Genomic DNA, 11,895 nt, shown 5'->3' on the forward strand with positions numbered 1-11,895 from the left:
TGGGAGATATGCTTAAAGCGTTGGAAATAGTGGGCTTTAAAAGCTTTGCCGACCGGACCCGGTTCGAGTTCCGTCCGGGGATTACTGCCATTGTTGGGCCAAATGGCTCCGGAAAATCCAACGTCGTAGACGCCATTAAGTGGGTACTCGGCGAGCAAAGCGTCAAAAATCTCCGCGGAAAAGAGATGACGGACGTCATCTTCAACGGGTCGGCAACGCGGCGGCCCCTCAATTTTGCGGAGATCACCATCACCCTCGACAACTCCCGGGGCATTCTGCCCATCGATACACCCGAAGTCCATATCACGCGGCGACTCTATCGGAGCGGGGAAAGTGAGTACCTCATCAATCGGCAGCCGTGCCGACTGCGCGATATTCGCGATCTGCTAGCAGGAACCGGCCTGGCCACGCAGGCCTACTCGGTCATTGAACAGGGCAAGATCGACCAGCTTTTGCAGGCAACCCCGTTAGAGCGCCGTGCCGTGTTCGAAGAGGCTGCCGGGATCAGCCGGTTCAAGAGCCGCAAACTGGAAGCCCAGCGGCGGCTGGAACGCCTGGAGCAGAATCTCGTCCGCCTTCGCGACATCGTGGAGGAAGTGGAGAGCCGCCTCCGCGTGGTCCGGTCACAGGCGGGAAAGGCCCAGCGCTATCAGAAGTACGCTGAGGAACTTCGCTCTCTGCGGATCCATCTGGCCAGACTCGACTGGCAAAAATTCAACCAGGAACTTATTCGACTGGAAGGGGAAGAGAACCGCTTGGCTGGACTCCAGGCGGACCTTTCCACTCAGTGCGAACACCTGGAACAGGAACTCGCCACCGCGGAAGAGCTGCAAAATCGGTGTGACGAACAGCTTTCCCATCTGCAGAAGGCCCTTTCCGACAACCGCGAACAAATCGCCACGGCGGAAGCAGAGCTCGAACATGAGCATGCCCGAACCCGGGAACTGGAACGGGAACTGACACGACTCAGAAAATCCCTGGCGGGTCTGACGCTCCGCGCCGAAGACGTTCAGACACAGCGGCACTCTCTGGCGGAGGCCCTGGCGGCAGCAGAGTCGCAGTACCGCGACCTCCTCAGGCAGATCGCGGAGGGGGAACGCCTCCTTACGGAGCGACTTGAGGTTCTTGATCGTCGGCGAGCGGAGTACGAAGAACTCCGCACACGACACTGGGAATTACTGCAGAAATCCCTTGCAGCGGATGCAGAAGCCCGACAGCACGAAGGTCAGTTGCAGGTCCATGCAGCGGCGATTCAGCGGTTGCATCAGGAACGCGAACGCTTGCAGCAGATCATCACTGATCTTGGCCAAGAGCTTGAGGCTGTGCGTCGTCATCACGAGAATGTGCTCCGCGAATTGGAGAACGTCCAGCACGGTATTCACTTGGCTACCGAACGCCGTGACCGATGCCGCGAAGACTATCTCCGTGTGCAGTCTGAACTGGCCGCGCTTCAGGAACGGCGCACGGCGGCGCGAGAGCGTGCCCGACTGCTCCAGGAATGGGAAGAACGCCTGGAAGGCATCGACAGCGGCGTCAAGGACTTTTTGCGGCGTCTTCGTGAAAGTGGTGACGGAGCCGCCACTGCCCTCTGCGGGCTGGTGGCCGACCTTTTTCAGGTGGAACTCCAGGTGGCATTCCTTGTAGACGCAGCCCTGGGAGACGCCCCTCAGTGGGTCGTCCTGCGGGACAGCCGGTCTTTCCTCGAGCAACTCCAGCAGGGCAACGCGGGACTGATTGGTCGGGTCGGCGTTTTTTGCCTGGATCGCCTCGAATCGAGCGCCACCATGACGCTTCCCAGCAAGGACACCGCGGGCACACTGCGGGACGCTCCCGGTGTTCTGGGTAATGCGGAGGAATTTGTGGAGGTGCCCGACGAAATCCTCCCTCTCCGCCGCCTTCTTCTGGGCAATGTATGGTTCGTGGAGTCCCTGGAAACAGCGCTGGAGTTGGCACGTCGCTGCCCCCAGAGCCGGTTCGTCACCATGGCGGGGGAGGTAGTCACTTCGGATGGTCTGGTCATTGCCGGCCCCAAAAGCGCCGTGACGGGCCTCATTTCGCGACGCAGCGAACTCCGGAGCCTACTCCAGTCTCTTGCCGAATGGGAGCACATCGCCGGGGAGATGGAGGCACAGCTCCAGGAAACGCAACGAACCTGGGAAGAAGCCGAAACACATCTGAACGAGTTGGCTGAGCAGCGACGCCATCTGGCCGACAAACTCCGCGAAATCGAACAGCATGAGCGGCAATTGCAGCGACGGATCGAGGAGAGCACACACCGCTGGCAATCCATCGAGGGTGAACTCGCCGAGTTAGATCAGGCCTGTGAAAGACTTCGTCAATCCCGAGATGCGGCTCTTCAGGCCAGGGGTGAGTACGAACACTCGGCACACCAGATCGAGCAGGATCTATCGCGACTCGGAGAGGAAATTTCCAGTCTGGAAAATGATGTCCAGGAACATCACGGCCTGCTCACGGCACTCAAGGTGGAGCTGGCAAAAAGCGAAGAGCGACTGGAAGCCCTTCGCCACGAATTGCAACGGCAGGAACAGGCAGCACAAGAACGTCTCAGAGAGCTGGCTGATCTCCAGGTGCGTTTTGGGGAAACGGAAACGGCCTGGCGGCAATCCCAGCGGAAGATCCTCTCTGTGGAAATGATGCTGGCCGAGCTCTATTCCGCTAAAGATGGCCTCACGCTGGCCCTGCGCCGGGCAGGGACAGAACGGGAAGCCGTCCACAAGCAAAGGCAGTCGCTTCAGCACCGCCTCCAGGAGACGCGCCGCTGCCTCAAAGAAACCGAGGAACAACGGCACAAGATTGATCTCGAACTCAATTCCATCCGGCATGAAAAGGCGAGCCTCCTCCAGCGGGCTGAGGAAGATTACAACATCTCGCTGGCGGAAATTGATCAGCCCGTCTCACCCGAAGAAACCCGTGACCGTGCCGAAATCGCCGCGGCGATCGACGATCTGCGACGGAAAATTCACTATTTGGGCAACGTCAACCTGGAAGCGCTGGAAGAACTTCGCGAACTCGAGGAGCGTTACAACACACTCTCCAGCCAGTATCAGGATCTCGTCTCCGCGAAAACGGCGCTTTTGCGGATCATCGAACGCATCAACGCCGACAGTCGCCGTCTGTTTGCCGCCACTCTGCAGACGGTAAGCGAACACTTTGCTATGCTGTTTCGAGAACTCTTCGGCGGAGGTCAGGCCAGTATTGAACTCGAGGAAGGCGTTGACATCCTGGAAAGTGGGATCGAAATCATCGCCCGACCGCCTGGAAAGGAACCTCGCAATATCTCGCTGCTCAGTGGTGGAGAAAAGAGCCTGACGTGCGTCGCATTGCTTCTGGCCATCTTCCGCAGCCGGCCCAGCCCGTTTTGTGTCCTCGACGAGGTGGACGCGGCCCTGGATGAAGCCAATATCGATCGTTTCACGCGCGTGTTGCGGGATTTTCTGTCACTCACACAATTCGTTATCGTGACGCACTCCAAGCGCACCGTCACCTGCGCAGACACAATTTACGGAATCACGATGGAGGAGTCAGGGGTCTCCAAACGCGTTTCCGTTCGATTCGAGGACCTCAGCGACAACGGCGAAATACTGAGCACCGCACCAGTGACGCGTGAATCTCCACGTGGTCATGAAAAAGCGGCTTGAAATGGACGCCTTTTGACCCCGCTAAGGGGCGGTCTCATCAGCAAATCTCGCATTCCCGGTTTTGCCGTTGCACACTGCTCCACTCATAAACTCGAACCCTATTTTAGGCGATCCACTAGATGAAAAACGGCCTCTCCGCCCACAGGGTGGGCTATGGTTACAGGGAAGATGTGCATTGCTGGGGACACAGACTGTGGTGATGAATCGTATGAGCGAGGCACAAACCAACCGCGTTTTGGCGCCGGAGGGTTCCACGGCTGCCCGGCCAGTCGTTGATCTGGAACAGGGACTCTCCGGCCAGACGGACGACATTTTCTCTCTCAGACCATCTGGAGCTACCACGCCGATCCAGGTTCGAAACGTCTTAGTGGCTGATGACGACGATCTCATTCGAAAGATTCTCGCACGCTGGTTAACCCGGGCTGGCTACAATGTCCGGGAGGCGGCCAACGGCACCGAGGCCCTGCAGATGGTCCGCGAAGAACCGCCCGACATTGTCATTACCGACTGGGAAATGCCGGGCGTCGAAGGCCCTCAGCTTTGCCACGAGATCCGCCAGTTGCGCCTTCAACATTACGTTTACTTGCTCATTCTGACTTCCCGGAACGAGCCGAAATGGGTCGTAGAAGGGTTGGAAAGCGGGGCCGACGACTTCCTTTCCAAACCGATTCGCGAAGCAGAACTGGTTGCCCGACTTCGCGCAGCCGCCCGCATCCTGGAAGGTGAGCGAAAACTCCAGCAGCTTGCTCGAACGGACCCCCTCACCGGACTGCTCTCCCAGCGAAGCTTTTACGAGATTCTCTATTATGAGTTTCATCAGGCCCGACGCACAAAGCGTCCGCTCAGTTGTGTGATGCTGGATCTCGACTTTTTCAAGCGGATCAACGATGTTTACGGCCATCCTGTGGGTGATGTGGTGCTTAAGGTGGCAGCAGAGACCCTGCTCCGCTCCTGCCGGCAGTCCGATGTGGTAGCTCGATATGGCGGTGAAGAGTTCTGCGTCTTGCTTCCGGAAACTACTGAAGAGCAGGCCGTCAATTGGGCCGAACGCTTTCGTGCGACGTTAAGAGCAGCCGAAATCGATGTTGCGGACAAAAAGCTGACGGTAACCTGCAGCATCGGAGTTTCCGGCCTTTACGAGGACACCCTCACGCCCGAACAGCTCGTCGATCAAGCTGATCAGGCCCTGCTGTGCGCCAAGCGCACCGGTCGTGACCGAGTGGTCACTTACCAGACGGTCAATCAGAATGTGGAATTTAACCTGGACGACCCTCATCGCCGCCACGATCTCTTCGAAGGGATTTTGGCGGAACACGTCATGACGCCCATCGTGGCACCTCTCCAGGGAGATGAGACTGTCGAGCACGTGGCTGCTTACTTTCTCCGCTCGCGGATCAGTTCCGCGCCTGTGGTCAATGAAAACGGACAGCTCGTCGGGATTGTCTCGGAAAAGGACCTCATGGAGGCGATCACTTCTTCGGAAGGCTGGAACCGTCCTATCTCGGAACTCATGCGTCCCCACGTGATCACCTATCCCGCCGACACACCGGTGCGTGTCATTTACGAGTTTCTTTGCCGCGTGGCCATGCGGCGAGTGATCATCACCGATCAGGGAGTCCCCGTCGGAGCGGTGAGTCGGGCTTCGCTCCTCCGCTGGTTTCGAAACCTTGTGCTCTCGGAACGTGCCCGGGCAAACGGGCAGCAACCGGCCACAGATAAAACTGCTGAAGACATCATCCAGGACGCGCTCAACCAGATTGCCCGGGAACGCGACAAGATGGAACGAAAGCTCGCTGAAAAACCGGCGGATCTGCCTGCCTATCTTGTGGGGGCCGCCAGCCGCCTCCAGGAACTCGCCGTGGACATCCTTGCCTTTGCCTCCGCGGTCCAAAACCCCTTTGGCGAACAATTCGGTTGCGGCGCGAGCTCCGTGATCGATTAACAGAGCCTTTTTCCAGCGACATAGCGGTTTCACGGGGCACGACAAGCGTGTCCCTCCGATGTGTCCCACCTTCCTGTTGGCAGCCATCGCTCCCCGATGCTAAACTTGGGCAGTTAAGAAACTTTTGCGCTCCCGCGCTGTGGCATACTGGCAGAAGGCTTTCGCAGGAGTTGCACATCTGACGAGTGATGCCGCAAAGGATACCTGGACCATGGCTTTGAGAAGGCATCGGCTTGCATCACGTTGGTCCCTGATTATGGCGGCTCTGATCGGCTGCTGGATGGGTGATGTGGGACTCTGTCCCGGGCGCGACGTTTTTGTCAACAACGAGGTGGGCGACGATGCGTTCTTTGGTCGGGTCGCTACCCCGGGAAGCACCGTCGATGGGCCCGTGCGGTCCATAACCCGGGCAATTGAGCTGGCGCAGCCGGGCGATCGCATTGTGCTGGCCCCCACTAAAACACCGTATCGAGAATCGATCACGCTGGCCGGTCAGCGTCTCAGCCAGGGAATTCTGCAGGACCTCATCCTCGACGGAAACGGGGCTGTCATGGATGGCTCAGCTCCTATTCCTGTGGAAGCCTGGGAACTGGATCGACACTCCTGGCAACGCTGGGGGCGAACCGTCTATCGCTTCACCCCGGAGCAGCGAAGTCATCAGCAGCTTTTTCTCGGCGACCGACCGGCGAAGCGGGTGTTTGTGGACAAATCGGCCGAGGTACCGCCCAAGCTCGAACCGCTCGAATGGTGTCTTTTTGAAGGAAAAATCTATTTTTGTGTGGAACCTGACCACCGGCCGGAGAATTATCCTCTTCGCTATGCGAAGCTTACCGTGGGAATCACGCTCCATCATGTTCATGGGGTGACTATCCGAGACCTCACCATCCAGGGCTATCAGCTGGATGGAATCAGTCTCGCCAACACGGCGCGGGATATTCGCCTGCAAAGGGTTGTGTTGCGGGGCAACGGCAGGGCCGGATTGTCCGTCGGCGGTGCCTGTCGTGCAGACCTCGTCGATTCTCTCCTTGGTGATAACGGAGCTGCTCAAATCCTCACCTTTCCCTACTCGGAACTGCATGTGTTCAACAGTCAGGTGCTGGGAAACACGGCGCCCGCCTGGGTGGATAAAGGGGGACGCCTGTTTGTGGATGGCCAGGAAAAGGAGGGCAGCCTTGATGTCATCGAGCCGCCATCCTCATCAAACACTTCGAACCCCTGACCAACGTGCCACGCGGAAGCCTCACTGGCGATGCCCATTACCGGCAAATAGGCTCCCGCGCACTGCACCGGTGAGCGGGAAGAACGCCTCAGCCCAGTAATTCGTGCTCGATCTGTTCGAGGCTCTTCCCCTTGGTCTCCGGCAGCGCGAAGGCAATCACGACAAAACCGAACACGCAAATGCTGCTGTAGAGCCAGAAAGTGCCGTGCGGGCCAAGCGTGCGATTGAGAAGCGGAAACGTGAGCGTCAGCGCCGTGCACCCCGCCCATAGAGCAAGCACGGCAATTGACATCGCCAAACCCCGGATGCGGTTGGGGAAAATCTCCGAGATCACCACCCAGGTGATCGGAGCCAGCGACATCGCATAACATCCAATAGCGGCCAGCACCAGGATGAGCATGTGCGTGCCCGTGCTGTGCACATAGTAACCGGCCCCCAGTGCCGCGAAAATGAGTGCCAGCCCACCTGCCCCGAAGAGCATGAGAATGCGGCGTCCCCAGCGATCGACAGTGAAAATGGCGACGAAGGTAAAGATGAGGTTCACAACACCGGTGAAAACGATGTTGACCAGGACGTCACTGACCGCATAACCAGCCGCCTGAAAAACATCCTGGGCATAGTTGAAAATGACGTTGATCCCGCACCATTGCTGAAACACAGCCAGGAACACTCCCAATGCGACGATCCGAAGAAGGCGGGGGTCCAAGAGATCGGCCGGTCGCACCCGTCCAATCTCTTCTTGCGAAAGAGTTTCCCGGATCTCCGCGATGGCACGGCTTGCATACGCCGCGCCGCCTACTCGACCGAGAATTCTCTCTGCCACAGCAGCCTGCCCCCATTTCACCAGCCAGCGAGGACTTTCCGGCATAAAAAACATCAGTACAAAAAACGCGGCGGCAGGAACGGTCTCCGCCCCGAACATCCAGCGCCATCCCCACTGCCCGTTCCAGGACTGCCGGATGAATTCCACCACTTGCTCCTGGGGGATATTTCCCGGGACCGGTTGCGCGATAAGTAAATTGGTGATCTGGGCCGCTAGAATACCAATGACGATCGTCAATTGATTGATCGACACGAATACCCCACGGAGCTCCGCTGGGGCGATCTCGGCAATGTACATGGGTGAAAGATTGGAAGCCAAACCAATCCCGATCCCGCCGGTAATGCGCGCCAGGTTGAAGGAGGCATAATCCCAGGCCAGCGCCGTCCAGATCGCGGAAAGCGTGAAAAGGAACCCTGCTGTGATGAGCAGACGGCGTCTGCCAGCCCAGTCGCTCAAAGCCCCTGAAAGCGCCGCACCTATGAGGCATCCTACGAGGGCACTGCTCTGGGCCCATCCCTGCCAGAACGTACCACTTGGGATGTCGAAATAGGGCTCGTAGAACGGCTTGGCCCCGCCGATGACCACCCAGTCGTATCCAAAAAGAAAACCTCCCATCGCCGCTACCAGACAGACGGTCCAGAGGAACCCCATCCGGTAACGCGGCGTTTGTACAGAGGTGACTGACTCATGCGCGGTGACCAAGGAACGATCCTCCCAGGAAGCTCCAACTTTGCTCGGCGACCCGCAGGGAAGTGGTCAATCGTCTTCTGGCGAAGTCAGCGGTCCGGCTGCTTCCGCGGCTTGCCGCAATCGTTTAAAGAATTCCTGGCGCATCGCCCCGGCATCAATCCCCATCGCCACTTCCAGCCGATTGTCGCGCCAAGCGGGGACGGGACGCCGATCAAAAATTGTGGCGCCTCGCGTGATTTCGCCGGTGGATTCCACGTCGCCGGCCAGCATTTCATACCGCAACAGGTCCGGCCGACAGGCCGCCAGGTAGGTGATCGTGTCGTGCAGATGAATTGTCTCCAACCCCAATTGCTGGCGATAGGCCCGAAATTTAGCGGGGAGTATTTTACGCAAAAACGCACCGATTTTCGTCTCTTCCGACGGCAGATCGTTCAAAAGGGAAAGGGAAAAACTGAGTCGGTTGGTCACATCAAGGGGAATGAGTGTTTTGGGCGCCCGAGATGCAAACACGATCTTTGCCGCCCGCGGATCGCAGTAAATGTTGAATTCAGCAGCAGGCGTGATATTCCCCGGCACCTGGACGGCCCCCCCGGCAATGATGATTCGGTGAACGAGAGTGGGGAAGTCGGGGTCTTTCTGCATGGCGCGGGCAAGGTTAGTCAGCGGTCCCAGGGCCAGCACGGTCACCTCATGAGGAGCGGCCCGCACTTCATCCGCGAGCACTTTTTCCGACGGGTGCGGAGTCCGGAGTTCGGCGACGGGCAGTTCCGCCTCGCGGAGGTCATCGACGGCGTTTGCAAAACGGCCCTCAACGGGAAGCCCCTCATCCGGGGCTGTCGCCACCCCGATCCTTGGAATACGCGGCGGGTCCAGGTAAGCTATAAGAGCCTGAACATTCCGGTTGGCAATGGCGGGCGATACGTTTCCCCCGACGGCTGTGACGGCAACGACCTCCCACTCCGGATCAAATAGCAGGAGACAAAGCGCAAGCGCATCGTCGATACCGGGATCAAAATCGATGATGATCTTTCGAGACATTGCACCTCCTCAGGATTGTGCGGAAAATCCCGGCAGCCCGCCGGATACCGGCCGATTTTAGGGGACCCTTTCCCCTCTCGCAAGAGTGTGTCACTATTAGACTGAAGGAGACGCCCATGCTGGAAAGCGCTGTGGCCAAGGTCGAACGCGGTGCGGATCTGACCATCAGCGAGGCGGAACAGGTTATCGATCTCATTGTGGGAGGAAATGCCCCGCAGGAACTTGTCGCCCGCCTGCTCATCGCCCTCCACACCAAAGGGGTAACCGCGGAAGAGCTGGCAGGGGCCGCCCAAGCCATGCGCAAACATATGCTGGTGGTTCCGACCGACCGGCCCAATGTGATGGACATTGTGGGCACTGGCGGTGACGGTGCTGGCACGTTCAACATCAGCACGGCCGCCGCCATCGTGGTGGCCGCTGCGGGAGTTCCCGTCGCCAAACACGGGAACCGCCGGATCACCAGCCGGACCGGATCCGCCGATGTCCTCGCCGAATTGGGTCTCAATGTGGAAGCTCCCTTGCCCGTGGTGACGGAGTGTCTGGCCGAACTGGGGATTTGCTTCTGTTTCGCACCCCTGATGCATCCGGCCATGAAGAATGTGGCAGAAGTCCGGCGCCAGCTTGGCCATCCCACCATCTTCAACCTGCTAGGGCCGCTCACGAATCCCGCCCAGGTACGGTACCAGTTGGTGGGCGTGGGACGAGCCTACCTTCGTCCCCTCCTTGCCGAAGCCCTCCGCTTGCTGGGCACCGTCCGCAGCGCCGTGGTCTACGGAGACGGCGACCTCGACGAGGTGAGCTTATCCGGCCCCACAGTGGGAACTCTCATCGAGGGGCAACAGCTCACGGAATTCTCATGGAGCCCCGCCGATTTCAGCTTTGCCGAAGTGCCAGTGGAAGCACTGCGGGTCAGCGGACCGGAGGAAAGTGCCGCGCGGATCCGGGAAGTCGTAGAGGGTGTCCCCGGCCCGGTCACCGACTGCGTCCTCGCCAATGCCGCCGCGGCTCTCGTCCTGGCGGGCGCGGCGCGCCACCTGGCAGAGGGGATCGGCCTGGCGCGGGAAGCCATCGCGAGCGGGGCCGCCAAAGATCTCCTCAACCGATGGATTGAAAAAACCAAGAAGGCACCTAAAGCCTGAAACCCGACTTGATCGCGGCCTTTCCTAAAACCACTTTTGAACACCAAATTCATTAACGGCGCGGAACTTGCACACACCACCTGCCTGCGGCACGGGACTCTTTCGGTGTTTTCAACACCACGTGTAGGGAGGAACGGATGAGTATCATCCACTACAAACTCGTTTCCTTCGGACCCGAAAGGCCGGCTGGCCCGCCGGTTTGGATCAGGAACTTCGCACCCGGCAGCAAGATATGGGAAGTGCCGTGATGCGGAAAAGCAATGGCCGTCGGCTACAATAGAGCAGTGGCCCAACATCCGCCGAACTGGAACAGATGATTCTATAGCCTATGAATCTGAGAAAAATACTTCCTGAATCGCAGCCCTCTTCGATGGCCACGGACAACGGGGGCCATTTGCAGGAGGACAGGGCTTCTCGCCCGATGGCATATACCTCGGCCCGCCGCCCCCATTTCCTTCGACGTCTCTATGATTGGGTTCTCCATTGGGCAGATACACCCTACGGCACGCCGGCATTGTTTTTTCTTGCTGTAGCGGAAAGCTCCTTTTTTCCCGTACCGCCGGATGTGCTGCAAATCGCCCTTTCCGTCGCCAAGCCAAAACGTTCCTTTTATTATGCCCTCGTGAGCGGTGTCGGCTCTGTTCTGGGGGGTATCCTGGGCTACGCCATTGGCCTGGTCTTATGGGCAGCAGTGGGCGGCTTTTTTATGCAATATGTTCCAGGCTTTTCTCAGGAAAATATCGATTACGTGGGGAAACTTTACCAGCAAAACGCTTTCTGGGCGATCGTCTGTGCAGGTTTCACTCCGATCCCCTACAAAGTGTTCACCATCGCGGCCGGTGTGTTCCACGAATATGTTTCTTTGGGGGTGCTGGTGATGGGCTCGATCATCGGCCGATTCGGCAGGTTTTTTCTCGTGGGCGCGTGCCTGTACTTCTTCGGACCTGGCGTTAAGTCGTTGATTGAGCGCTACTTCGATTGGGCGGCCCTGGCTCTGGCTGCTCTCGCAATCCTCGGTTTTGTGGCCATCAAATGGCTGATGTAACCTCAACCCAAGGAAGCCGGACACTAAGTGAAGATCAAGTCTGAAAAACTGGCTGCCTTGACGGCTTGGGCTTGACTGCCGGATGTCCTGTGATATAAATGTCAGTGGCTTGTTTAAGCCGCATGATTGTTAAATCGAGGCATTTGGTCCGTGAGGCCGCGACCCGCTTTGATTCGGCCCTTGACTACGCTTCTCCGAGTTTCGGCAGCATGAGCTAACCGGCGCGGGCCGGCAGAAGTGGTTCGTTATTCTTGGCACCAAGGACGGAAGCAGCTATGAGTGTGCAACTTCTTTCCGGCGATCTCGAAATGCGCGCAAGGTTGGCTTTACGCAATAGTCC

Annotated in this window: 7 protein-coding genes; 5 read left to right on the forward strand and 2 right to left on the reverse strand. The window is 58.4% G+C overall.

All coding sequences use genetic code 11. From position 1 onward, the window contains the following. Window positions 1-8: 8 nt before the first annotated feature. The 3 genes from smc to ABJK56_RS08080 all read left to right on the forward strand — a co-directional run bounded on the left by smc (window position 9) and on the right by ABJK56_RS08080 (window position 6,820). Window positions 9-3,659: a chromosome segregation protein SMC gene (gene smc / locus ABJK56_RS08070; protein ID WP_347244153.1), complete on the forward strand. Its 3,651-nt coding sequence runs from the start codon at window positions 9-11 to the stop codon at window positions 3,657-3,659. Window positions 3,660-3,867: 208 nt separating this feature from the next. Further along, window positions 3,868-5,601, forward strand: coding sequence for a diguanylate cyclase (locus ABJK56_RS08075; RefSeq protein ID WP_347244154.1), 1,734 nt, complete (start codon window positions 3,868-3,870; stop codon window positions 5,599-5,601). Window positions 5,602-5,812: 211 nt separating this feature from the next. Beyond that, window positions 5,813-6,820, forward strand: a complete 1,008-nt coding sequence (locus ABJK56_RS08080) for a right-handed parallel beta-helix repeat-containing protein (protein WP_347244155.1) — start codon at window positions 5,813-5,815, stop codon at window positions 6,818-6,820. Window positions 6,821-6,908: 88 nt separating this feature from the next. On the opposite strand, the gene ABJK56_RS08085 is transcribed toward ABJK56_RS08080, so the two are convergent. Together ABJK56_RS08085 and ABJK56_RS08090 are read right to left on the reverse strand one after the other, a co-directional pair. Further along, window positions 6,909-8,345: a sugar porter family MFS transporter gene (locus ABJK56_RS08085; protein ID WP_347244156.1), complete on the reverse strand. Its 1,437-nt coding sequence runs from the start codon at window positions 8,343-8,345 to the stop codon at window positions 6,909-6,911. A 54-nt stretch (window positions 8,346-8,399) separates the two neighbouring features. Beyond that, window positions 8,400-9,371, reverse strand: coding sequence for a nucleoside hydrolase (locus ABJK56_RS08090; protein ID WP_347244157.1), 972 nt, complete (start codon window positions 9,369-9,371; stop codon window positions 8,400-8,402). A gap of 116 nt (window positions 9,372-9,487) precedes the next feature. Here ABJK56_RS08090 and trpD point away from each other — a divergent pair, with 116 nt between their 5' ends. Together trpD and ABJK56_RS08100 are read left to right on the forward strand one after the other, a co-directional pair. Then, window positions 9,488-10,510, forward strand: a complete 1,023-nt coding sequence (gene trpD, locus ABJK56_RS08095; protein ID WP_347244158.1) for an anthranilate phosphoribosyltransferase — start codon at window positions 9,488-9,490, stop codon at window positions 10,508-10,510. Between the two features lie 328 nt (window positions 10,511-10,838). After that, window positions 10,839-11,555, forward strand: coding sequence for a YqaA family protein (locus ABJK56_RS08100; protein ID WP_347244159.1), 717 nt, complete (start codon window positions 10,839-10,841; stop codon window positions 11,553-11,555). The last annotated feature ends 340 nt before the right edge of the window (window positions 11,556-11,895 follow it).

Origin of the sequence: Thermogutta sp. (assembly GCF_039793925.1) — a bacterium.
GTDB lineage: Bacteria > Planctomycetota > Planctomycetia > Pirellulales > Thermoguttaceae > Thermogutta.

Bases quoted from the DNA above. Each gene is read 5' to 3' on its own strand.
- smc (WP_347244153.1), top strand. From the start codon at position 9: ATGCTTAAAGCGTTGGAAATAGTGGGCTTTAAAAGCTTTGCCGACCGG.
- ABJK56_RS08075 (WP_347244154.1), top strand. From the start codon at position 3,868: ATGAGCGAGGCACAAACCAACCGCGTTTTGGCGCCGGAGGGTTCCACG.
- ABJK56_RS08080 (WP_347244155.1), top strand. From the start codon at position 5,813: ATGGCTTTGAGAAGGCATCGGCTTGCATCACGTTGGTCCCTGATTATG.
- ABJK56_RS08090 (WP_347244157.1), bottom strand. From the start codon at position 9,371: ATGTCTCGAAAGATCATCATCGATTTTGATCCCGGTATCGACGATGCG.
- trpD (WP_347244158.1), top strand. From the start codon at position 9,488: ATGCTGGAAAGCGCTGTGGCCAAGGTCGAACGCGGTGCGGATCTGACC.
- ABJK56_RS08100 (WP_347244159.1), top strand. From the start codon at position 10,839: ATGAATCTGAGAAAAATACTTCCTGAATCGCAGCCCTCTTCGATGGCC.